Source organism: Bifidobacterium sp. LH_426 (assembly GCF_056356875.1).
The window spans coordinates 26,623-49,647 of the sequence record NZ_JBKEVB010000010.1; the positions used below are offsets into that span (position 1 = coordinate 26,623).

The following is a 23,025-nucleotide window of genomic DNA, read 5'->3' on the forward strand; positions in this document are numbered from 1 at the left end:
GCGATCGGAACCATGTGGGCTCCTTCCCGGGAAACGGGGAGGAGCCCACATCCGTATCAGGCCAGCACGGCGGCGACGGCGGCCATCACAATCACCGGGACGAACGGGGCCTTGCCCGCATAGGGGGTCCCGCGCTGGGGGTCGAGACGCGTCCACGCGGCGACGAACACCAGACCCAGCACACCCATCGCGAGCCACCAGACGGCCACATGGACCAGTCCGTATGCGCCGACGGCGAGCCCCGACGGCAGCATCGCCGTCACGTCGCCGAGCCCCAGCGCCCCCGGTTTCGCCAGGGCGAGCAGCAGCTGGACGCCCGCGCACAGGGCCGTGAACAGCAGCGCCTGCAGCACGGTGAAGAAATCATTGGCCATCGCCGCCCACACGAGATCCGCGGCGAGCTGCAACCCGCATCCGGCAGCCACCCACGCGCGCGGCACGCGCCGCCGGCGCACGTCCTCGACGGTGAGGGCGATGCCGCAAATGAGACCGGGCAGACAATACAGGTATGGCATGCCTTAACATTAACCCCTAGTTGCAAAACGCGAGAGCCGCCCACGCCGCGGCCGCGGGCCATGTCCCGACCGGCGGCGAGGCGGCGTACGACCATGGAGGAGCGAGAGAGTATGTTGCGTTGGCAGACGGCGGGGGAGTCGCATGGCGAGGCGTTGGTCGCGATGATCGAGGGGCTGCCCGCGGGGGTGTCCGTCACCAGCCAGGACGTGGTGGACGCGCTGGCCCGCCGCCGACTCGGCTACGGCCGCGGCGCGCGCATGAAGTTCGAGCAGGACAAGGTGAGGCTGCTGACCGGAGTGCGTCACGGCTCCACGCTCGGCGGCCCGATCGCCGTCGAGATCGCCAACACCGAATGGCCGAAGTGGACCGAGGTGATGAGCGCCGACCCGCTCGACCATGAGATTCCGCGCGAGGGCCGCAACGCGCCGCTGAGCCGTCCGCGCCCCGGCCATGCCGATCTGACCGGCATGCGCAAGTACGGCTTCGACGACGCCCGTCCGGTGCTCGAACGCTCCAGCGCGCGCGAGACCGCCTCGCGCGTCGCACTCGGTTCGATCGCGGCGAAGTTCCTGGAGCAGGCGTTCGGCATCCGCACCGTCGCCCACGTGATCTCCATCGGCGGGGCTGGCGTCGAGGACGCCGACGACGCCGCGCTGCCCACCCCGGACGACGTCGCCGCGCTCGACGCCTCCCCGGTGCGCACGCTCGACAAGGCCGCGGAGCAGCGCATGATCGAACGCATCGACGAGATCAAGGCGAACGCCGACACGGTCGGCGGCGTCATCGAGGTCATCGCCTACGGCGTGCCCGCGGGCATCGGCACCTACGTGGAATCCGACCGTCGTCTCGACGCCGCCCTCGCCTCCGCCGTCATGGGCATCCAGGCCATCAAGGGCGTCGAGATCGGCGACGGCTTCCTCGAGGCCGTGCGCCCCGGCTCCGCCGCGCACGACGAGATGGTGCCCGGCGAGGACGGCCGCATCACCCGCCTCACCAACCGCGCCGGCGGCATCGAAGGCGGCATGTCCAACGGACAGCCGATTCGCGTGCGCGCCGCCATGAAGCCGATCCCGTCCATCCCGCGCGCCCTGCGCACCGTGGACGTCGCCAACGGCGAGGCGGCGCAGGCCATCAACCAGCGTTCCGACTCGACCGCCGTGCCCGCCGCATCTGTCGTCGCTGAGGCCATGGTGCGTCTCACGCTCGCCAAGTACGCGCTGGAGAAGTTCGGCGGCGACAGCGTCGCCGAGACGCGCCGCAACTGCGAGAACTACCTCGCCTCCTGGCCGGAGCACATGAGGTGAGGCGCGGCATCATCCGCCCGAAGGCCGTCATCATCGGCATGATGGGCGCCGGCAAGACACGCGTCGGCAAGGAGGTGGCGCACCTCATGCACCTGTCGTTCGCCGACGCCGACATCGAGATCGAACGCGAGGTGGGGATGAAGATCCCCGCCTACTTCGAACGGTACGGCGAACCTGCGTTCCGCGAGGTGGAGGCCGACCTCATCGCCGACTATCTGGAGGACTTCGACGGCATCTTCTCCCTCGGCGGGGGAGCGCCGATGACGCCGTCCACGCAGGACGCTCTGGCCGACTACATCGCCGACGGAGGACGCGTCGTCTACCTCGACGCCGACCCGCACGAGGCGATGGAACGCGCCAACCGCGGCGGCGGCCGTCCCATGCTCAACGGCGACGCGAACGCGCGCTGGAGGAAGCTGTACAAGCAGCGCGACCCCGTGTTCCGCGAGGTCGCGAACGTGCATGTACGCACGCGCAGACAGACGCCGCAGATGGCGGCGAGGAAGGTGATGGACATGATCGGCGAACGCACGGTCCACGTGACCGGCAGCGGCATCGAACCATACGACGTGGTGATCGGCGAGGGGGCGATGAACCATCTCGCCGACGTGCTGGGGGACAAGGTCGCCAAGGTCGCGCTCATCCACACGCAGCCCGTGCAGCGCCACTCCGACCGTGCACGCACCCTGCTGCGCCAGGGCGGCTACGACGTCGTCGACATCGTCGTGCCCGACGCCGAGGCCGGCAAGACCGTCGACGTGGCGAACGGCGTGTGGACGCGCCTCGGCGACGAAGGCTTCACCCGCTCCGATGCGATCGTCGGCGTGGGCGGGGGAGCGGCCACCGACCTGGCCGGTTTCATCGCCGCCACGTGGATGCGCGGCATCCGCTACGTGAACTGCCCGACCTCGCTGCTCGCCATGGTCGACGCCTCCACCGGCGGCAAGACCGGCATCAACACCGAGGCTGGCAAGAACCTCGTCGGCTCGTTCTACACGCCGGCCGGTGTGCTCGCCGACACGAAGACGCTCGCCTCGCTGCCGAACGACATCTTCATCGAGGGTCTCGGCGAGGTCGCGAAATCCGGTTTCATCGAGGACACGGAGATTCTGCGCATCCTCGAGGAGCACGCCGACGAGCTGCGCGCGTTCGACGGCGCGACGTTCCTCGGCTCCGGGCTGGAGGACGTGGTCGGCGAGCTCATCGAACGCACCGTCACCGTGAAGGTGCACCACGTGTCCGCCGACCTCAAGGAGAAGGGCAAGCGCGAGTTCCTCAACTACGGGCATACGCTCGGCCACGCCATCGAGAAGCTCGAGCACTTCCGCTGGAGGCATGGCAACGCGGTCGCCGTGGGCTGCGTGTACGCGGCCGAACTCGCCCACCAGCTCGGCTATATCGACCAGGAGCTCGTCGACTACCATCGCGCGTTGCTCAGCTCGCTCGGACTGCCGATCTCCTGGAACGGAGGCTCGTTCGACGACGTGCTCGCGCTCATGCACAAGGACAAGAAGGCCCGTGGCAACAAGCTGCGCTTCGTCGTCCTCGACGGCACGCCCGGCCATATGATCCACCTCGAGGATCCGCCGGCCGACGCCGTGCACGAGGCGTTCCGCCGCATCCAGCACTGAACAGTCCGAAGGAGGAGGGAGAACCATGTCCACCAAAGTCATCGTCGTCAACGGGCCGAACCTCGGTCGCCTCGGCGTGCGCCAGCCCGACGTGTACGGCCGTCAGGACCTCGCCGAGCTGCGTCGCCTGTGCGCCGCATGGGGCGCCGAACTCGGCCTCGAGGTCGAGGTGCGCCAGACCGACGACGAATCCGAGATGGTGCATTGGATGCACCAGGCCGCCGACGAGAAGACGCCGGTCGTCATGAACCCGGCCGCGTTCACCCACTACTCGTACGCGCTGGCCGACGCCGCCCACATGGTCGGCGACGCGGGCCTGCCGCTCATGGAGGTGCACATCTCCAACCCCTCCGCGCGCGACGAGTTCCGCAAGCGCTCCGTGATCTCCCCGGTCGCCACCGGCACCATCACCGGCATGGGCTTCTACGGCTACAAGCTGGCGCTCGACGCCGTCGCCCACATCGTCAACGGCTGATTTCCGGATCGTCCCAGGAACCTTTCCGTATATGAGTCGTACCGACGAATCGAAACATACCGGCGGCGGGCGCGGCAGGGCATGGCTCACGACGCTGCGCGCCGTCATGCCCGTCGTCGTCGCCATGGGCACCCTGCTCATCGGCGGACTGTTCATGACGCACATGCCGCCATGGCGCATCCCCGACATCTGGTCCCACGTCTACCGGGTGGACGGCATCCTCAACGGCGATGTGCTCGCCCGTCCGGTCGGATCGATGAGCTACCTGCACCACCGCGACGGCAACGTGGGCGGTCGCGTCGACTGGCAGTGGATCGAGTTCTCGCTGGAGCGTGATGAAGGACACGATCCCACGATCATCCTCCCCGACACGATCACCGTCTCGGACGCCTCCGGCGCCGACGTGCCGTACAACAACACGGCCACGAACTCGCCGACGGCCTATCTGCCGCAGCTTGCCGGATTCGCGCTGGGCCGGGCGCTGGGGCTGACCGCGGGCGCGACCTACCTGCTCGCCGAGACGATCATGCTCGTCGTGTACGCCGGTTGCGCCGCGGCGGCCGTCGCCCTGCTGCCCAAGTGGAGGATTCTCGTCGGACTGGTCATGCTGTGCCCGGTGCTGCTCTACCGCTACTCGTTTGCCATATCCGCCGACTCGCTGACCCAGGCGTTGACGTTCCTGCTCTCCTGCATGCTGCTGCGCATGCTGCACCGGCGCGCGGGCGTCGCGGGTCATGCCGCGACGGCCGTCGTGTGCGTGATGCTCGCGATGTGCAAGTTCATCTACGCGCCGCTCGTGCTGCTCGCATTGCCGGCCGCGTGGGCGGCGTCGCGCGGCGGCGGGTCCGCCCCACGTGACGCCGACGGCGACGAGGCCGCGTCGTCGGTCCCGTCGCAATCGACGTCCCGCTCCGGTCTTCCCATCGCGGCGGCCGGCGTCGTCGTCTCGATGGCATGGCTCGCCGTGTGGATGAGGCTCACCGGATGGTTCGTCACGACGCCGATGATGGTCCCCTACGCCGAGATGGAGCAACGCAAGCACGCGATGCTCACCGATCCGCAGGCGCTGCTGGCGACGCTCAAGGCGATCGGACTGTCCGTCGTCACCGGGCGGGCGAACCTCGAGAGGCCCGTGGACACGTGGCTCATCCGCTGTTGCTGGGCGGCGATGCTGGCCATGGTGGTCGTGCTCGCCATAGCTACCGCGCGCCGGGCCATGGACGCGCGGGAGACGGTGTTCTGGTGGTGCACGTCGGCCGTGATGGTCGGCATCGCGCTGCTCACCTATCTGGCGTTGTGGCTCCAGTACACGCCGGCAGGCTCCGTCATGGTCGAGGGCATGCAGCACCGGTACTTCCTGCCGTTGACGGTTCTCGGCGTGCTGTGCGTCGCCGAAAGCGCGTCGCACCTGAAGCGGCGTACGACGGGCGTACGGCGATGCCTCCGGGCGAACACGCCGGGTCACGCACGCGTGATAGAGTGAAATTCCATGGTTAGAAGAACACATGGCAATTCGCAAGAGCACGTCACCAAGCACATCTTCGTTACCGGCGGCGTGGTCTCCTCCCTCGGCAAAGGCCTGACGGCGTCCTCGCTCGGCCGTCTGCTGCGTTCCCGCGGTCTGCATGTGCTGCAGCAGAAGCTCGACCCGTACATCAACGTGGATCCGGGCACGATGAACCCGTTCCAGCACGGCGAAGTGTACGTGACCGAGGACGGCGCCGAGACGGATCTCGACATCGGCCACTACGAGCGCTTCCTCGATGTGTTCCTTTCGCAGAAGGCGAACGTCACCACCGGCCAGATCTACCAGGAGGTGCTGCGCAAGGAGCGCGCCGGCGAGTACCTTGGCCAGTGCGTGCAGGTCATCCCGCACATCACCAACGAGATCAAGTCCCGCATGCGCGCCCAGGCGGCGGACGACGTGGACGTGATCATCACCGAGATCGGCGGCACCGTCGGCGACATCGAATCCCAGCCGTTCCTCGAGGCGGCCCGCGAGGTGCGCCGCGAGCTCGGCCAGGAGAACTGCATGTTCGTGCACGTCTCCCTCGTGCCGTACATCTCCGCCGCCCACGAGCTCAAGACCAAGCCGACCCAGCATTCCGTGATGATGCTGCGCCAGCTGGGCATCACGCCGGACGCGCTCGTGCTGCGCTCCGACCGTCCGCTCAACCAGTCCATCAAGGACAAGATCTCCCTCATGTGCGACGTGGACGCGGAGGGCGTGGTCAACTGCGTGGACGCGCCCAGCATCTACGACGTGCCGAAGATCCTGTTCAACGAGGGCCTTGACGCCTACGTGGTGCGCGAGCTCGGACTGCCGTTCCACGACGTCGACTGGGACGAGTGGGCGGACCTGCTCGAGCGCGTCCACCACCCGAAGCACGAGGTCAACATCGCGATCGTCGGCAAGTACATCGACCTGCCGGACGCCTATCTGTCCGTCACCGAGGCCATCAAGGCTGGCGGCTTCGCCAACTGGGCGAAGGTGAACGTCAAGTGGGTGGCGGCCGACCGCTGCGAGACCGAGGAGGGCGCGGCCGCCGCGCTCGACCAGGTCGACGGCATCGTCGTGCCCGGCGGCTTCGGCATCCGCGGCATCGACGGCAAGATCGGTGCCCTCAAGTTCGCCCGCGAACACAAGCTGCCCGCGCTCGGCCTGTGCCTGGGCCTGCAGTCCATGGTCATCGAATACGCCCGCCACGTGCTCGGCATCGAAGACGCGAACTCCACCGAGTTCGAGCCGGACTGCGTCAACCCGGTCATCGCCACGATGGAGGAGCAGAAGGACATCGTCGCCGGCAAGGGCGACATGGGCCACACCATGCGTCTCGGCTCCTACCCGGCCGACCTCGAGGAGGGTTCGCTGGTCGCCGAGCTGTACGGCTCCACGCACGTCACCGAACGCCACCGCCACCGCTACGAAGTGAACGTGGCCTACAAGGACCGCCTGCGCGAAGGCGGCCTGCGGATCTCCGGCCAGAGCCCGGACGGCGAGCTCACCGAGTTCGTCGAACTGCCGCAGGAGGTGCATCCGTTCTACGTGGCCACCCAGGCGCACCCGGAGTTCAAGAGCCGCCCGACCAAGCCGCACCCGCTGTTCGCCGGCCTCGTCAAGGCCGCGCTCGACCACCAGCGCGAACGCTGAACGGTCTGTTTTCGGCGCTCGTCTGAGCGGTTGATGCGATGACCGGTGTGGGTGGCCATCCCTATAGGAGATGGCCACCCACACCGGTCATCGTCTTTATGAAGGTCGTCTTTCTGACGGCGACATGGAGGTGAGGGAGATGATTATTCGGTGTGTATCAGAACAGCATATAGTTGTTTAACGCTATGCCGGTAAGGAACAGCACGATGATGTGTGCAGGGTAAAAAATATAGAAAAACCATTTGACGTGTGGGCCGCGCTTCTGGTTGTATGACAGTAAAAAGGGTAACGCGAAAATCATCATCCATTGATAGTTTGCTGTAAGAGGAGATTGTCCGAGACTGAACGGAGAAATCCCAATTGTTCTCAAAGCAAAAGTGACGATTGTAAAAAGAGATTCCGAATGCGACAGATTTGCGAATGCGTGACCTACAGCAGGCATCGAAACAAATAGATATGTAAAGGAGATTCCACTGAAGGCCAATGACATGTGAATCCTATTAGTGCGGGTCGCCCATAGGATGATGCCGATTGCAACAACGAGCAAACCTCCTTCTAGGTTCAGGACGGTTCCGCTTGAAGCGAACAGAACATAGAGAACAGGTGTCGCGTTTGGGTTAAATCTGTCCAAAAACGTTGCTATGAAGTGCACAATTGCGCTAATGGTAAATTGGGCCAGAATGTAGATTGTAATATTGATTACCCGTTCATGACGTGTTGGTGTGGACAGCAGACATATGATTAAAGCCATCTGCAAAAGCGTTGCAAAAATATTATTGCCTATCGGTTGAGCGCTGTGAATAAAGGGAATATTCATTTGAATAAGGGCGAAAGAAGCGGCCTGTATAATCGACATGCCAATACTGGCTATATAAAGTCGTATCAGGAAGCGCTTTCGATTGCTGGTATATACACAGCTCCATCCAATAAGGAAATAGAAAATAGGTGCCGATAGGCGGCCGGTCCAGTGCATCCATAATGGCATGGACGGTAGGAATTCCGCTATGTGATCGATGACCATGAGCAGGCAGGCAAATGCCTTCAATTGAAAACTGTTCATATGTATATCGTCCGTATGTCAAGAAGCGGGTCATCTTCAGATCTCATATGAAGATGACCCGCTAAGTATTAGCGAATCACGCCATTGAAGATGATGAAATCATCATTTACATCATTATTGAAACCAAGGTAAATCTGATCACTGTTGCTGAGTCCACCAACAGTGAAGGTAGCGGAAGCCTTGGGGGCAATGGTGATGTATTTAATCATATCGTCATTGGCGCTGAACCGCTTGACTTTAAACGCGCGTACCAGGATCCTGTAATTGCCGGTGTTGTACACGGTGACGGTGTAGGAACTCTTTCCCGTAAAACGATAATCTGTGTACATTAGACTGCCATAGCGGACTGAAGCTCCGAAAGAATACTGGCCCCCGACAGACATGTTTCTCACGTTTGTCGGATAGTCGGTGCTTCTCGTGGCTGGAGGGGCATCGGTGGGTGGAGTGGTGGAGAGGCCATAGACCGGAGGGGCTTCGTCACTGGAAGCGGCGAAAGCCGTGGAAGTTGTTGTAGCGGCGCAGAGAAGCGCGATGATGCAGAACAGTGCTGCAAGGTTCTTGTAGATAGTGGACATCGTTATCCTTTCTTATAGAGACGTTTTCAATATTAGATCAATAATCGGTGGCATCATCTAAAAGATGATAGGGGTCATCAGCCCATAGAATTGGTACGAGGAAAGGAGTTGTCATGCGATTGATATCAGGCATCATGATTGCTGTGGTCCTTATGGTCGGTCAGCACGCCCCTTCGCATCAACGGATGGAAACGGTGAATACGTCGATATCCATGCAGACGGTGGTGGGATTCAGTTGTCCGCCATGGTTTGCATGGTTCTGCAATTGGTAGTGTGATAAAGAGGGATACGCGCACGCACAATCCAATTCTCTTCCTCCTTGCGCGTCTCAAGAGAACCTCCGAGCGCATGGATGCGTGTTGCGTGGAGGGACAGACCTCTGCCGCGGTGCGGCCACATCCGCGATTCATTCCTGATGATATTGAACTGCTCCACACACAGCACCGAGTTCTCGATCTCCACGTGCATGTAGTAGGCGTCATCGCCTTGGGTGCCGTATACGGCAATGTTCGAATATAGTTGATTCAGGAAGTCCGAGATTTCCTGAATGATATCGGACGGAACGGTACGCATATCCGGTGCCGTTTCACTCTGCACTGCGCTGTGCCCGTATATGCCGATGCTGCGCAGTTCCGCATCGTTGCTCTTCATGATGCCGTGCACCATATCCGCAATGGTGAGCGGTGCATCGTCGTGTGCGGATTTCGCATTTCGGTCGGTTTCAAGGGCGTCTATCACCTTGCGCACGTCGGCCAACGTGGATTGCGCGGTGGATTGGATGAGTGCCAGATTGGCCTGCCGCTCATCCGGAGGACAATCCATGCACTGATTGGCCAGAATCGTAATGAGCGCAAGCCCGCGCGTCGTGGAGTCATGGATGCGGCTCGCCAATTCGATATCCCGTCGCAGCAGATCGCGTTCACGTTTCGCATTCGCCGTCTCCAGGGCCTTCTGCCGCAGGATGTCGGCCGATCGATGCTCCGCTATGGCGTATCCGACGACGATCATGATGATGCAGCTTGCATTGAAGGTTCCTATCCCGGAAAGACTCCAACCGCTGGTACCATGAAGATGCCACATACCTGTCATAGCTGCGGCCTGGACGAGAATCGTCATGGCCGCAGCCAGGAGATGACGACCATATCCGAGCAAGCCGAAGGCCAGCCAGACATTCCAGAACTGCATGGGGAAATCGGCATCCGGAACGCAGCCGAGAACGATGGACAGCGATAAAATCGCGGTTCCACAGAGGAATGGATTCCAGTACATCCCGATCAGCAGACCGATATAGACGGCGATGATGGTCAGCGGTATGACCCCACCAACCCCATCGGCCATTCCCTGGATGCAGGTGCAGCATACGGCGATGGCTATCATCGCCGCCGTACGGGGACGCCTGATCAGCTTTGTGGGTTCATGCCCTATTCCGGCGGAAGATAAGGATGGAACGCGCATCATCGCCCTCTTCTGATTTCGGACCATACCCTGACGGCCTGCAGCTTGTTGCGTACCTGTAGCTTTTCGATGGCGTGGCGGATATGGGTTTTCACCGTTGATTCGGAAACCGACATCTTCAGGGACACCTCCTTGGCCGTCAATCCCTCGATGGTCCAATCCATGGCTTCGGCCTCCCTGGAGGACAACGATTGTGGAACAGACGATTCGCCGTCGGGGTATTCGACGACCGCGGCTGCCGGTGGCGACATCCGATCGGGGGCCGGGCTGAGGTCTCCGGATACGCAATCATGTAGGCAGCGGAGCAATCCGGCGATATCGGACTTGTCCAACAGAATCCTGGCTCCTGCCCTTTGGGCGGAAGTCCTGTAACGGTTCAGGGAATGCGAGGTCATCGCCAACAACATGATCCGTGATGAGAAACGCCGGAGCCGCTCCAACACCGACGCCCCGTCCACATCATCCATGCCCATGTCGACCAGTACCGCATCCGGTCTGCTCCGTTCATTCACACACAGGTCGATGGCCGTTTCGCCGGATCTCGTCGTCCATGCCACGGACACGCCCTCCTCCGCGAGGCGTTGCGTGATGAGCGCATGCAACGCCGCAAGGGTCAATGCGTCGTCGTCGACGAGCCCTATGCGGTAGCCTGTTCCTTTTTGTGCACCCGGCATCGTTACCTCCCCTCCATCTCATTATGGTCTTGTGCCGGGGAACAATCGCCCGTAACCAAGCTCACGTTCATCCATAGCCGACATGCGGTGTCGGTCGTGGAGTTCGCGCATGGGTTCTGCTACATTGACGTAGGAATGTTGTGACCAACGGAAGGCAGGATGGTGAGCGAAACACAAGCGCCAAACGCCGCCGCTGACGTGGAGATGAGCCAGTACGTGGCCGATCGCTCCCGCGTCAACGAGGAGAAGATCAGACAGGATGACGAGATCATCCAGCAGTTCGGCGACTACAGCTACGGCTGGCATGATTCCGACGCGGCCGGCGAGGCCGCCAAGCGAGGCATCGACGAACAGGTCGTGCGCGACATCAGCGCCGACAAGGGCGAACCCGAGTGGATGCTCGACATGCGTCTGCGCGGCTTCAAGGCGTTCCTCGACAAGCCGATGCCCAAGTGGGGCGTCGACCTGTCGGGCTTCAACGCCGACGACTTCAAGTACTACGTCAAGCCGATCGAGAAGCAGGCGAAGTCGTGGGAGGAGCTGCCGGACGACATCCGCAACACCTACGACCGCCTCGGCATCCCGGAGGCGGAGAAGAACCGCCTTGTCTCCGGCGTGGCAGCCCAGTACGAGTCCGAGGTCATCTACAACTCCATCCAGGAGGACCTGAAGAAGCAGGGCGTCATCTTCGTCGACACGGACACCGCCGTGCGCGAATACCCCGACCTCGTCAGGAAGTACTTCGGCACCGTCGTGCCGCCGGAGGACAACAAGTTCGGCGCGCTCAACACCGCCGCATGGTCCGGCGGCTCGTTCGTGTACGTGCCGAAGGGCGTGCACGTGGACATCCCGCTGCAGGCGTACTTCCGCATCAACACGCCCGCCATGGGCCAGTTCGAGCGCACGCTCATCATCGCGGACGAAGGCTCCTACGTGCACTACGTGGAGGGCTGCACCGCCCCGATCTGGTCCGAGGACTCGCTGCACGCCGCCATCGTCGAGATCATCGTCGAGAAGCACGCGCGCGTGCGCTACACCACCGTGCAGAACTGGTCGAACAACGTCTACAACCTCGTCACCCAGCGCGCCTACGTGCGCGAGGGCGGCACGATGGAATGGGTGGACGGCAACATCGGCTCCAAGGCCACGATGAAGTACCCCGCCTGCATCCTCGCCGAGCCGTACGCGAAGGCCAGCACCATGTCGCTCGGCTTCGCCGGCAAGGGCCAGTACCAGGACACGGGCGCGAAGATGATCCACCTCGCCCCGCACACCAGCTCCACGATCGTCGCCAAGTCCATCTCGCGCGGCGGCGGCCGTTCCGCCTACCGCGGCCTGGTCAAGATCGTCAAGGGCGCGGAGGGCTCCTCCAACTCGACCGTGTGCGACGCGCTGCTCGTCGACGATTTCAGCCGCTCCGACACGTACCCGCATGTGGACGTGCGCGAGGACGACGTCTCCATGGCCCACGAGGCCACCGTCTCCAAGATCTCCGAGGACCAGCTGTTCTACCTGATGAGCCGCGGCCTGTCCGAGGAGGAGGCACAGGGCATGATCGTGCGCGGCTTCGTCGAGCCGATCAGCCGTGAGCTGCCGATGGAATACGCGCTCGAACTCAACAGACTCGTCGAACTGCAGATGGAAGGATCGGTGGGCTGATCCCATGGCCGAAACCGAAAACAAGGCGGCGGAACTGAACATCCCGGTCGCCGACCCGAACGACCCGTACAAGATCCCGGCGGCCATGCCGTCGAGCGCCGACCGCGCGCCCCGCTCCTTCGAGGTGTCCGCGTTCCCGGTGCCCGCGCGCGACCAGGAGGACTGGCGATACACGCCGATCGACCGCATCGGCGAGTTCTTCGACGTGTTCAAGCCTTCCGGCGAGACCGAGATCGAAGTGTCGATGATCGACGGCTCGCCGCTGGCCGAAGGCGTCACGATCAGCCAGGTCAGGCTCGGCGAAGGCGCGTCCGGCACCGTCTCCAAGCCGAACGACCGCGTCTCCGCCGTCGAATGGAACTCCGGCTCCACGGCGACGATCCTGCGCCTCGACGGCGAGATCGCCAAGCCGGTGCTCGTCAAGGTGCACGGCGCCGGTGAGGACCTCGACGCGTTCCATCTCGTCATCGACGCCGCGGACCGCGCGCACGCCGACGTGGTCGTCGAACACGACGGCGACGCACGCCTCGCCGAGGGCGTCGAGATCACGACCGGCAGGGACTCGCACGTCTCCGCCACGTTCATCCAGGAGTGGGACCGCACGGCCAAGCACGTCGGCAACCATCGCATCCACGTCGGCGAGGGCGCGTCCCTGCGCCACTCCGTCGTCACGCTCGGCGGCGACGTGGTGCGCATCCGCATGGACCAGGACTTCGGCGGCGAGCAGGGCGAGCTCAACATGCTCGGCATCTACTTCGTCGACCCGGGCGAGCACATCGAGCACCGCACGATGGTCGTGCACAACCATCCCGACTGCCGCAGCCGCGTCGTCTACAAGGGTGCGCTCGACGGCAAGGGCGCGCACTCCACGTGGGTGGGCAACGCCCTGATCGAGCCGACTGCCCCCGGCACCGACTCCTACGAGCTCAACCGCAACCTCGTGCTCACGCCGGGCGCCATCGCCGACTCCGAGCCGAACCTCGAGATCGAGAACGGCAACATCATCGGTGCCGGCCACGCCTCCTCGGTGGGCCGCTTCGACGACGAGGAGCTGTTCTACCTCGAATCGCGCGGCATCCCGGAGGCCGAGGCGCGCAAGCTCGTCGTGCGCGGCTTCTTCGGCGAACTCGTCGAGGAGATCGGCATCCCCGCCGTCTCCGACCATCTCATGGACGTCATCGACCGCCGCCTGGCGCGCGGCGAGGACGCGGCCATGGCGCAGGTGCTGGAAGACAAGTAACCCAAGACTTTTCGGACTGTTAGGAGAACCAATGTCCACTCTCGAAATCAAGGACCTCTACGTCCACGTCGAAACCAAGGAAGGCACCAAGCAGATCCTCAAGGGAGCCTCCCTGACCGTCAACTCCGGCGAGACCCACGCCATCATGGGCCCCAACGGCTCCGGCAAGTCCACGCTCGCCTACACGCTGGCCGGCCACCCCAAGTACGTGGTCGACTCCGGCGAGGCGCTGCTCGACGGCCAGGACATCCTCAAGATGACCCCGGACGAGCGCGCCAAGGCGGGTCTGTTCCTCGCCATGCAGTACCCGGTCGAGGTGCCCGGCGTCTCGATGACCAACTTCCTCAGGACCGCGAAGACCGAGGTCGACGGCGAGGCCCCGTCCATCCGCACGTGGACCAAGGAGCTGTCCCAGGCGATGAAGCGCCTCAAGATGGATCCGAAGTTCGCCACGCGCTCCGTCAACGAGGGCTTCTCCGGCGGTGAGAAGAAGCGTGCCGAGGTGCTGCAGCTCGAACTGCTCAAGCCGAAGTTCGCCATCCTCGACGAGACCGACTCCGGTCTCGACGTGGACGCGCTGCGCATCGTGTCCGAGGGCGTGAACCGCGCCAAGGAGGCCAACCAGTTCGGCATCCTCATGGTCACGCACTACACGCGCATCCTCAAGTACATCAAGCCGGACATCGTGCACGTGTTCGCCGACGGCCACTTCGTGAAGACCGGCGGCCCGGAGCTGGCCGACGAGCTCGAGGAGAACGGCTACGACGCGTACCTGCCGGAAGGGGCGGACTCCGAGTCCGCACTCGCCTGACATCCGACGGACGGTTCCATCCGGCTTCTTCACGGTTCCGGCGGAGCCATGGGAGTCGGCGGAACGCATACCGTGACACGCTCCGGGCCGCTCTGGCCGAGTCTTTACGGTCTCGACATGCGTTCCGCCGACTCCCACTCACTTGCATGTGAATGTCACGAAATGGGGGAAATGACAATGGTTGATTTCGCAGCGATCAGGGACGAGTTCCCGATTCTGGACCAGGAGATCCACGGGCATCCGCTCGTGTACCTCGACTCGGCGGCCACCTCGCAGAAGCCGCAATGCGTGATCGACGCGGAGAGCGACTTCTACCGCACGATCAACGCGGGCGTGCACCGCGGCGCCCACGAGCTCGCGGCGCGTTCCACGGTGGCGTTCGAGGAGGCGCGTGCGAAGGTCGCGAAGCTGGTCGGCGCGAGCGCCGAAGAGGGCAACGAGGAGATCGTCGTCACCGGCGGCGCGACGGCGGGCCTGAACCTGTTGGCCACCGCGTTCGGCAACGCGTCGCTCGGCCGTGGGGGAGCGGCTGCCAAGCGCTTCGCGTTGAAGCCGGGCGACGAGATCGTCGTCTCGAAGGCGGAGCACCATTCGGTGCTGCTGCCGTTCCAGGAGCTTGCCTACCGCACCGGCGCCACGTTCAAGTGGATCGACCTGACCGAGGACGGCCGCGTGCGCACCGACAATCTCGACGAGGTCATCACCGAACGCACGAAGGTCGTGGCCGTCACGCACGTGGGCAACACGACCGGCGCGATCACCGACATCGCCCCGATCGTCGCCCGCGCGCACGCCGTGGGCGCCGTGTTCATCCTCGACGCCTGCCAGTCGGTGCCGCATCTCAAGGTCGATTTCCACGCGCTGGACGTCGACTTCGCCGCATGGAGCGCGCACAAGATGTACGGCCCTACCGGCGTCGGCTTCCTGTACGGCAGGCGCGAGCTGCTCGAGGCGCTACCGCCGGCCAACTTCGGCGGATCGATGGTCGAGCTCGCATGGATGGACCAGCCGGCCCAGTACATGGAGCCGCCGGCCCGCTTCGAGGCCGGCACGCAGCCGGTCGCGCAGGTCGTGGCCGCCGGCGTCGCAGCCGAATGGATGATGAACGTCGGACTCGAGAACATCGAGGCGCATGAGCGCACGATCGCCGCCGAACTGCTCAAGCTCGGCGACATCGACGGCATCCGCATCCTGGGCCCCCGCGAGAACGTGGACCGTATCGGCACCGTCGCGTTCGACGTCAGGGGCGTGCACCCGCACGACGTCGGCCAGTACATCGACGCGCAGGGCATCGCCATCCGCGTCGGCCACCATTGCGCCCAGCCCGTGCACCGCCACTTCGGCCTGTACGCCTCCAACCGCGCCTCGTCCGGCGTGTACAACACCGTCGAGGACGCGCAGGCGCTCGTCGAGGCGGCGAAGGGCATCAGGAAGTTCTTCGGCGCCTGACGGCGTCCGGAGGCGTCCGACGAGTCCGGCGGCACCCGACCGTCCACGTCTGTCCGAGGGGACGATACGATAAGGAAGTTATGAACGATTACGGCATGAGCGGCGACGACCTCGAGCAGATGTACCAGGAGGTCATCCTCGAGGCCGCGAAAAACCCGCATGGCAAGGAGCATTTCGCGGCGGACCTCACCAAGGAGGGAACCGGCGCCCAGTCGTCCGGCGACACGGTGGTGCGCGCCAGCCACGAATACTGCACGCCAGGCGAATCCCACCAGTTCAACCCGACCTGCGGCGACGAGGCGACCGTGCACGTGGAGGTCTCCGACAAGGAGCCGCACACCATCGAACGCGTCGTGTGGGACGGCCAGGGTTGCTCCATCTCCCAGGCCAGCCTGTCCGTCATGGTCGATCTGGTCGACGGCAAGACCGTGGATGAGGCCATGGAGCTCGAGCACACGTTCCACAAGCTCATGGAATCGCGCGGCAAGGGTCTCGGCGACGACGAGCTCGAGGAGTCGCTCGGCGACGGCATCGTCTTCCAGGGCGTGTCCAAGTACCCGATGCGCATCAAATGCGCGCTCCTCGCCTGGGAGGGGCTCAAGGACTCCGTCGCCAAGGCGCTGGCCGCCAAGCAGTGACCGACGCCCGATTCCCGTATGCGCGTCGCCCAGGGCGAAAAGCCGTGGGCGACGCGTACAGTGGATACGACCCGACGATTTTGGAGTGAACTATGAGCGATAATCTCGTGCCCGAACCCCAGCCCAGCGTGTTCGACGCGGTGAACGGCGTGCTGCAGGACGAGGAGGCGTCCCGTCGCGTGATGGCCAACCCGGCCCTCGCGAAGGGATTCCCGAACGGCCGTCCCGCCGAACCGGCCTCCGACGACGACATGTGCGCATGCGGACGCCACAAGAAGAGCGAATGCGGTCACGGCGACGATGCGGAATCGGATGACAGCCACATCCCGCTGAAGTTCGTCGACGACATCGGCCGCGCCACCGCGGAGGACGTGCGCGAGGCGCTGCACCAGGTCATCGACCCGGAGCTCGGCATCGACGTCATCGACCTGGGACTCGTCTACGGTATCGAGATCGACGATCTCGGCCGCGCGATCATCACGATGACGCTCACCACGCCCGCCTGCCCGCTGACCAACCTCATCGAGGACGAATGCGCGAGCACGCTCGCCGGCCTCGTCGAGGAGTTCCGCATCGACTGGACGTGGCAGCCGCGCTGGACGATGGACAAGATCACGCCGGAGGGACGCGAGCAGCTCGCCGCCCTCGGCTTCAACTTCGACAATCTGCCGAAGTACTGATCCGATGCCGATCCAATCGGAAACGGCTGAGGATACGGGAAGGCCCCGAACCGGATGAACGGTTCGGGGCCTTTTTCGCGTCCTCGGGAATCCGTCAGTCGTCGACGACGGTGCCCTTCGGCACGACGGTGATGCCCTCGGGCGTGACGGTGAAGCCACGGGCGAGATCATGCTCGGTGTCGATGCCGACCGTCGAGTTCTCGGTGAGCACGACGTTCTTGTCGAGGATGGCCTTGTACACGCGCGCGCGACGGTTCACGACGACGCCGTCGAACAGCACGGAGTCCACGACCTGCGCCCACGAGTGGATGCGCACGTTCGGCGACAGCACGGAATGGTGCACCTCGCCGCCGGAGACGATCACGCCGGGGGAGACGATCGAATCGGTCGCGTGGCCGAGGCGGTCGCGGCCGGCGTGCACGAACTTGGCCGGCGGCAGGGTGCCGGAGTTCGTGTAGATCGGCCAGGCCTGGTTGTACAGGTTGAACTCGGGCACGTAGGCAATCAGGTCCATGTGCGCGTCGTAGAACTGCTTGATCGTACCCACGTCGCGCCAGTAGGCGTGGTCGGTGGGCGTCGAGCCCGGAATCTCGTTCGAGTTGAAGTCGTACACGCCGGCCTCGCCGCGGGATGCGAAGTACGGGGCGATGTCGCCGCCCATGTCATGCTTCGTGTTCTCGTTCTTCTCGTCCTTGGCGAGCGCGTCGAACAGGGCGTCCGTGTTGGCCACGTAGTTGCCCATGGAGGCGAGGAACGAATTCGGGTCGTCCGGAAGGCCCGCGCAGGTGTCCGGCTTCTCCAGGAAGCTCTTGATCTGGTTCGGGTGGTTCGGATCGACGTCGATCACGCCGAACTGGTTGGACTGCTCGATCGGCTGGCGGATGCCGGCCACGGTGAACTCCGCGCCGGATTCGATGTGCTGCTCGACCATCTGGCCGAAGTCCATGCGGTAGACGTGGTCGGCGCCGACGATCACGACGATGTCCGGCTGGACGTCCTCGATGATGTTGATGGTCTGGTAGATGGCGTCCGCGGAGCCGAGGTACCAGTGCTTGCCGAGACGCTGCTGCGCGGGGACCGGGGAGACGTAGTTGCCGAGCAGCGAGGAGAAGCGCCACATCTGGGAGATGTGACGGTCAAGGGAGTGGGACTTGTACTGGGTGAGCACGACGATGTGGCGGTAGTCGGAGTTCACCAGGTTGGACAGCGGGAAGTCGATGAGGCGGAACACGCCGCCGAACGGAACGGCCGGCTTCGCGCGGTCGCGAGTCAACGGCATCAGTCGGGTGCCCTCGCCGCCCGCCAACACTATCGACAGAATCTTCTGCTTGTTTTTGGCCATTGTCGTGTTGCTCCTCTCAACAACCAACAGCGCCTTTCGGCGCCGCGCTCGGGTTTGGTCCGGGCTTCCTCGCTCCGAACTCACAATGACAATGATTGCACAAAAACCGCGACACGCCCGAATCGTGTCCAGCGCGTCGCGTCAGCGCATGCGCGTGGCGTAGAAGGCGACCGCGCTGGAGGCGGCCACGTTGAGCGAGTCGACGTCGTGGCTCATCGGGATCTTCACCGTCAGGTCGGCGCGGGCGATGGTGTGGCGCGACAATCCGTCGCCTTCGGTGCCGAAGATGAGCGCGAGACGGTCGATGCGGTCGGGGTCGCCGTCGTCGGCGTGGAGACGTCGCGTGAGCTCGTCCAGGCTGATCGAATCGTCCTCCAGCGCCATCGCGACGGTGGTGAAGCCGAGCGACTTCAGCTCGTCGATGCCCTGGAACGGCCAGTAGCGCTTGTCCTCGCCGCCGATGCGCGTCCACGGGATCTGGAAGACGGTGCCCATCGACACGCGCGCCGCGCGACGGTACAGGGGATCGCCGCAGGAGGGGGTGACGAGCACGGCGTCCACGTCGAGCGCGGCCGCGGAGCGCATCAGCGCGCCGACGTTCGTATGGTCGACGATGTTCTCCATCACGGCCACGCGGCGCGCGCCGCGGCAGACGTCGGCGACGGACGGCAGCGGCCAGCGGCGCATCGCCGCGAGCGCGCCCCGGTGCAGGCGATAGCCGGTGAGCCGCCTCAGCTGTTCGGGGGAGGCGACGTAGACGGGGACGTCCGCGCCCCAACGCGCGTCGATGGCGTCGAACGTGGCGGCCATGCCCTCGATCCACGGCTCCTCGACGAGCAGGGAGATGGGTTCGCGGCCCGCCGCCAGCGCCCGGTCGATCACCTTCGGGGATTCGGCGATGAACAGGCCCTTGGCCGGTTCGAGACGATTGCGCAGCTGGATCTCCGTCAGGTTGACGTAGGCGGACACACGTTCGTCGTCGATGGATTCCAGATGGACGAAGCGCATGGCGGTGCCTCCTGTGGTGAGTGTGATGGGCCGTATCGCGGGGACACGGGGACGATATGCATGCAGATACGAGAAAACCCCTTGTTTCCAAGGGGTTTTCGACGGTGCCCGAGACGGGACTTGAACCCGTACGCCCGTTAAAAAATAGGCACTAGCACCTCAAGCTAGCGCGTCTACCATTCCGCCACCCGGGCAGGTGCGTTGTCGCTGTGAAGCAACGAGTGATTACAATACACGGTTTCCGAGCTTGCGCAATCGTCGGCGTGTCGCAATGATGCTGATAGCCTTGTGGTCATGACGAAAGCCCTGTTCCTCTTGGATTCCGACCATGACGACGTCCCCGTGAACTCGGACGAGCTCAACGCCGGGTGGAAGCTCACGCTGCCCGCGCAGGTCAGACGGCACGCGGTGCAGTCGATGCGCCTCAAGGCCGGCGACGAGCTCCAGCTGTCCGACGGCCGGGGGCTGCGCGTCACCGCGGTGCTCGACGATCCGGACGACGGCGTCGCCGAGGTGCGCGAATTCGTGCGCGAACCCGCGCCCGTGACCCGCCTCGCGCTCGTGCAGGCCCTCGCGAAGAACGGGCATGACGAGCAGGCCATCGACATGGCCACGCAGATCGGCGTCGACGAGGTGATCCCCTGGCAGGCGGACCGTTCCATCGCCAAATGGAAGGCCGGCCGCACCGACCGCAAGTGGAGGACCACGCTGGACGCGGCCACCGAGCAGTCCCGTCGCGCGTGGCGGCCCGGATTGGGGGAGTGCGTCTCCTCGAAGCAGATCGTCGCCATGTGCCTGCGCGCCAACGTGCACGGCGACCTGGTCATCGTGCTCCACCAGGACGCCACCGACACATGGGCGTCGGTGGAGGGGCTCGTGTTCGGACTCATGGACCGCTGCCTGAAGGACGCCAAGGCCCGCACCGTCTACGTGGTGGTCGGCCCCGAAGGCGGCATCAGCGAGGATGAGGTCGCCGCGTTCACCGAGGCCGGCGCGCACAGCGTCGTGCTCGGCTCGAACATCCTCAGGGCGTCCGCCGCCGGCCCCGTGGCGCTGTCCCTGCTCAGCCGCGCCCTGGGACGGTTCGCGTAGGGCGGGCGTCCGTCGGGCGTATGGAAGGCGGGTGACGGGACGCGCTAAGCTGGGTGCGGAAACCATGGCCGTGCGTCCCGACACCGCGCGGCCCGCATGAAGGAGCAACCATGAGCGCATCGGACGACTGCCTGTTCTGCAAGATCATCGCCGGGGACATCCCCAGCGCCAAGGTCTACGAGGACGACACCACATACGCCTTCAAGGACATCAACCCCAAGGCCAAGGTCCACGTGCTGGTCGTGCCGAAGAAGCATTACGCGAACGTCGCCGAACTCGCCGCCGCCGACCCCGCCGAACTCGCGCACATCGTCGAAGTCGCCCAGCACATCGCCGACGACGCCTTCCATGGCGCGTTCCGCCTCGTGTTCAACACCGGGCTCGACGCCGGCCAGACCGTCTTCCACGTGCACGCGCACGTGATGACGGGCGAGAAGCTCGACGAGTAGCGGAACCGGCCCGCGCCGGCGGACCGCCGGACGCGCGGGCCATCCACCCTTCAGGAACGGTCCATATTCCAGAAAGGAATCCGTGGCGACCACAACACGCACCATCACCATCCCCACCCAGCTCGACCCGGTGGCCGTGCTCGGCCCCGTGGACCAGGTGATTCGCGAGATAGAGAAGGCGTTCCCCGAACTGACGATCATCGTGCGCGGCAACCGCGTGGCCATCGTCTCGCGATCCAAGCAGACCGAGACCGATGCGTCGAAGGCCGAGGAACTCATCAACACGATCATCGAAGCCGCCCACACGGCGCCCATGGACGCCGACACCGTGCGGCGCATGATCGACCAGGACGTGCTCGACAACCGCACGCGCGCCACGCACCCCGGCCACGGCCGCGAGATTGAGACGCTGCAGCGCGTCGAAGCCGCGTCGACGAAGAACCGCCGCGACGGGGGCGGACGGCGCAGGCCCGCGGTGCCCGGCGTCATCACCTACGCGAACGGCAACCCGGTACGCGCCAAGACCCCCGGACAGGCCGCCTACGTGGCCGCCATCGAATCGCACACCATCACGTTCGGCATCGGCCCGGCCGGCACCGGCAAGACCTACCTCGCCGTCGCCAAGGCGGTGCGGGCCTTCCAGGACCGTCAGGTGCGCCGCATCATCCTCACGCGCCCGGCCGTCGAGGCGGGGGAGAGCCTCGGCTTCCTGCCCGGCACCCTCAACGACAAGGTCGACCCGTACCTGCGCCCCCTGTACGACGCGCTCGGCGACATGCTCGGCGCCGACCAGCTCAGACGGCTCATGGACGACAACACCATCGAGGTGGCGCCGCTCGCCTACATGCGCGGACGCACCCTCAACGACGCCTACGTCATCCTCGACGAGGCGCAGAACACCACCGAACAGCAGATGAAGATGTTCCTCACCCGCCTCGGCTTCAACACGAAGATGGTCATCACCGGCGACATCACGCAGGTCGACCTCACCGTGCCGCGTTCGGGTCTCGCCACCATCGAACGCATCCTCGGCGGCATCAAGGACATCGCGTTCGTGCACCTGAAAGCCGAGGACGTGGTACGCCACCGCCTCGTCGGCCAGATCGTCGAAGCCTACAACCGCCACGAGGGACTGGACGGCGACCACCGGCGCATCTCGCGGGCGAAAGGCTCGAAAGACACGAAGGCCATGACCGCCGAAGCCGCGGACGGCGCGACGGACGAACGAAAGGACACCGACACCGATGAGCGTTGACGTCTCCAACGAGACCGTATGGACCATCGACCCGAAACTCTTCTCCGACCTCGGCGTATGGGTCCTCGACCAGATGCGCGTGAGCACCCAGTCCGACCTGACGATCCTGTTCGTCGACCCGGAACCCATCGCCGAGATGCACGAGCACTGGATGAACCTCGAAGGACCCACCGACGTGATGAGCTTCCCGATGGACGAGCTGCGCCCCGGCGACGGCAAGACCGTGATGGAAGGCGTGCTCGGCGACATCGTCATTTGCCCATGGGTCGCCGCCCAGCAGGCCGCCGCCGCCGGACACGGCGTGCTCCAGGAGATGATGCTCCTGACCATCCACGGCATCCTCCACCTGCTCGGCTACGACCACGTGAACCCGCAGCAGGAACGCCAGATGTTCGGCCTGCAACGCCAGCTGCTGCTCACGTTCATCGCCGTGCGCCACGACCTCGGCGCTCCCGTCGCGCTGCCCGCCGGCAGCGAGGACGCGCTCGCCGCCTACGACGCGCAGCACGGTTCCGGCCGCCAGATCACCCACTGACCGCCGACCGCCGACACAAAAGGAAA

22 protein-coding genes and 1 tRNA gene are annotated in these 23,025 nt (G+C 64.6%); 15 read left to right on the forward strand and 8 right to left on the reverse strand.

Annotated features, from left to right (window positions below):
- Positions 1-56: 56 nt before the first annotated feature.
- Complete coding sequence (locus tag AC1AYD_RS09195; RefSeq protein ID WP_476501597.1) at positions 57-515, reverse strand: peptidase A24; 459 nt, start codon at positions 513-515, stop codon at positions 57-59.
- A 111-nt stretch (positions 516-626) separates the two neighbouring features.
- On the opposite strand from AC1AYD_RS09195, the gene aroC reads away from it, so the two are divergent.
- Genes aroC through AC1AYD_RS09220 form a run of 5 tightly spaced genes read left to right on the forward strand, consistent with a single transcriptional unit; the run spans position 627 to position 7,077 of the window.
- Positions 627-1,820 carry a chorismate synthase gene (gene aroC, locus AC1AYD_RS09200; protein WP_476501598.1) on the forward strand — a complete coding sequence of 398 codons (1,194 nt, stop codon included), beginning with the start codon at positions 627-629 and terminating at the stop codon, positions 1,818-1,820.
- An 8-nt stretch (positions 1,821-1,828) separates the two neighbouring features.
- Positions 1,829-3,451, forward strand: coding sequence for a bifunctional shikimate kinase/3-dehydroquinate synthase (locus AC1AYD_RS09205; RefSeq protein WP_476502012.1), 1,623 nt, complete (start codon positions 1,829-1,831; stop codon positions 3,449-3,451).
- Between the two features lie 25 nt (positions 3,452-3,476).
- Positions 3,477-3,926, forward strand: coding sequence for a type II 3-dehydroquinate dehydratase (gene aroQ, locus AC1AYD_RS09210; protein WP_476501599.1), 450 nt, complete (start codon positions 3,477-3,479; stop codon positions 3,924-3,926).
- A 31-nt stretch (positions 3,927-3,957) separates the two neighbouring features.
- A complete protein-coding gene (locus AC1AYD_RS09215) occupies positions 3,958-5,409 on the forward strand; it encodes a DUF2142 domain-containing protein (RefSeq protein WP_476501600.1) in 1,452 nt (483 codons plus the stop codon).
- Between the two features lie 6 nt (positions 5,410-5,415).
- Positions 5,416-7,077 (forward strand): CTP synthase, encoded by a 1,662-nt coding sequence (locus AC1AYD_RS09220; RefSeq protein ID WP_034528073.1) that lies wholly within the window; start codon positions 5,416-5,418, stop codon positions 7,075-7,077.
- A gap of 157 nt (positions 7,078-7,234) precedes the next feature.
- On the opposite strand, the gene AC1AYD_RS09225 is transcribed toward AC1AYD_RS09220, so the two are convergent.
- The 4 genes from AC1AYD_RS09225 to AC1AYD_RS09240 all read right to left on the reverse strand — a co-directional run bounded on the left by AC1AYD_RS09225 (position 7,235) and on the right by AC1AYD_RS09240 (position 10,841).
- Positions 7,235-8,137, reverse strand: a complete 903-nt coding sequence (locus AC1AYD_RS09225; protein WP_476501601.1) for a TraX family protein — start codon at positions 8,135-8,137, stop codon at positions 7,235-7,237.
- Positions 8,138-8,205: 68 nt separating this feature from the next.
- Complete coding sequence (locus tag AC1AYD_RS09230; protein WP_476501602.1) at positions 8,206-8,712, reverse strand: hypothetical protein; 507 nt, start codon at positions 8,710-8,712, stop codon at positions 8,206-8,208.
- Positions 8,713-8,943: 231 nt separating this feature from the next.
- The gene (locus AC1AYD_RS09235; RefSeq protein WP_476545044.1) at positions 8,944-10,089 is read right to left on the reverse strand and encodes a sensor histidine kinase; all 1,146 of its coding nucleotides are present in this window, start codon (positions 10,087-10,089) and stop codon (positions 8,944-8,946) included.
- Between the two features lie 77 nt (positions 10,090-10,166).
- Positions 10,167-10,841: a LuxR C-terminal-related transcriptional regulator gene (locus AC1AYD_RS09240; RefSeq protein ID WP_476545045.1), complete on the reverse strand. Its 675-nt coding sequence runs from the start codon at positions 10,839-10,841 to the stop codon at positions 10,167-10,169.
- A 159-nt stretch (positions 10,842-11,000) separates the two neighbouring features.
- Between AC1AYD_RS09240 and sufB the strand changes: the two genes are divergently transcribed.
- The 6 genes from sufB (at position 11,001) to AC1AYD_RS09270 (ending at position 17,318) form a co-directional block, all read left to right on the forward strand.
- The gene (gene sufB, locus AC1AYD_RS09245; protein ID WP_034528076.1) at positions 11,001-12,500 is read left to right on the forward strand and encodes a Fe-S cluster assembly protein SufB; all 1,500 of its coding nucleotides are present in this window, start codon (positions 11,001-11,003) and stop codon (positions 12,498-12,500) included.
- 4 nt (positions 12,501-12,504) lie between these two features.
- Positions 12,505-13,740 (forward strand): Fe-S cluster assembly protein SufD, encoded by a 1,236-nt coding sequence (gene sufD / locus AC1AYD_RS09250; protein ID WP_476545047.1) that lies wholly within the window; start codon positions 12,505-12,507, stop codon positions 13,738-13,740.
- Between the two features lie 31 nt (positions 13,741-13,771).
- On the forward strand, positions 13,772-14,551 hold the full coding sequence (gene sufC, locus AC1AYD_RS09255; RefSeq protein WP_476501606.1) for a Fe-S cluster assembly ATPase SufC: 780 nt from the start codon (positions 13,772-13,774) through the stop codon (positions 14,549-14,551).
- A 177-nt stretch (positions 14,552-14,728) separates the two neighbouring features.
- The gene (locus tag AC1AYD_RS09260) at positions 14,729-16,000 is read left to right on the forward strand and encodes a cysteine desulfurase (RefSeq protein ID WP_476545048.1); all 1,272 of its coding nucleotides are present in this window, start codon (positions 14,729-14,731) and stop codon (positions 15,998-16,000) included.
- Between the two features lie 80 nt (positions 16,001-16,080).
- Positions 16,081-16,638 carry a Fe-S cluster assembly sulfur transfer protein SufU gene (gene sufU / locus AC1AYD_RS09265; RefSeq protein ID WP_476501608.1) on the forward strand — a complete coding sequence of 186 codons (558 nt, stop codon included), beginning with the start codon at positions 16,081-16,083 and terminating at the stop codon, positions 16,636-16,638.
- A gap of 92 nt (positions 16,639-16,730) precedes the next feature.
- Positions 16,731-17,318, forward strand: a complete 588-nt coding sequence (locus tag AC1AYD_RS09270) for a metal-sulfur cluster assembly factor (RefSeq protein ID WP_476545050.1) — start codon at positions 16,731-16,733, stop codon at positions 17,316-17,318.
- A 94-nt stretch (positions 17,319-17,412) separates the two neighbouring features.
- On the opposite strand, the gene glgC is transcribed toward AC1AYD_RS09270, so the two are convergent.
- The 3 genes from glgC to AC1AYD_RS09285 form a co-directional block, all read right to left on the reverse strand.
- Complete coding sequence (gene glgC, locus AC1AYD_RS09275; protein ID WP_476501610.1) at positions 17,413-18,660, reverse strand: glucose-1-phosphate adenylyltransferase; 1,248 nt, start codon at positions 18,658-18,660, stop codon at positions 17,413-17,415.
- Positions 18,661-18,801: 141 nt separating this feature from the next.
- Positions 18,802-19,668 carry a TrmH family RNA methyltransferase gene (locus AC1AYD_RS09280; protein ID WP_476501611.1) on the reverse strand — a complete coding sequence of 289 codons (867 nt, stop codon included), beginning with the start codon at positions 19,666-19,668 and terminating at the stop codon, positions 18,802-18,804.
- Positions 19,669-19,773: 105 nt separating this feature from the next.
- Positions 19,774-19,862 (reverse strand) — tRNA-Leu (locus tag AC1AYD_RS09285).
- Between the two features lie 100 nt (positions 19,863-19,962).
- Between AC1AYD_RS09285 and AC1AYD_RS09290 the strand changes: the two genes are divergently transcribed.
- The 4 genes from AC1AYD_RS09290 to ybeY all read left to right on the forward strand — a co-directional run bounded on the left by AC1AYD_RS09290 (position 19,963) and on the right by ybeY (position 22,999).
- Entirely contained in the window at positions 19,963-20,760 is a 798-nt protein-coding gene (locus AC1AYD_RS09290; protein WP_476545051.1) for a 16S rRNA (uracil(1498)-N(3))-methyltransferase, read from the forward strand.
- A 110-nt stretch (positions 20,761-20,870) separates the two neighbouring features.
- Complete coding sequence (locus AC1AYD_RS09295) at positions 20,871-21,209, forward strand: histidine triad nucleotide-binding protein (protein WP_034528096.1); 339 nt, start codon at positions 20,871-20,873, stop codon at positions 21,207-21,209.
- Between the two features lie 82 nt (positions 21,210-21,291).
- A complete protein-coding gene (locus tag AC1AYD_RS09300; RefSeq protein ID WP_476501613.1) occupies positions 21,292-22,464 on the forward strand; it encodes a PhoH family protein in 1,173 nt (390 codons plus the stop codon).
- Positions 22,454-22,999 (forward strand): rRNA maturation RNase YbeY, encoded by a 546-nt coding sequence (gene ybeY / locus AC1AYD_RS09305; protein ID WP_476501614.1) that lies wholly within the window; start codon positions 22,454-22,456, stop codon positions 22,997-22,999. The genes AC1AYD_RS09300 and ybeY overlap by 11 nt, the downstream gene beginning before the upstream one ends.
- Positions 23,000-23,025 lie beyond the last annotated feature (26 nt).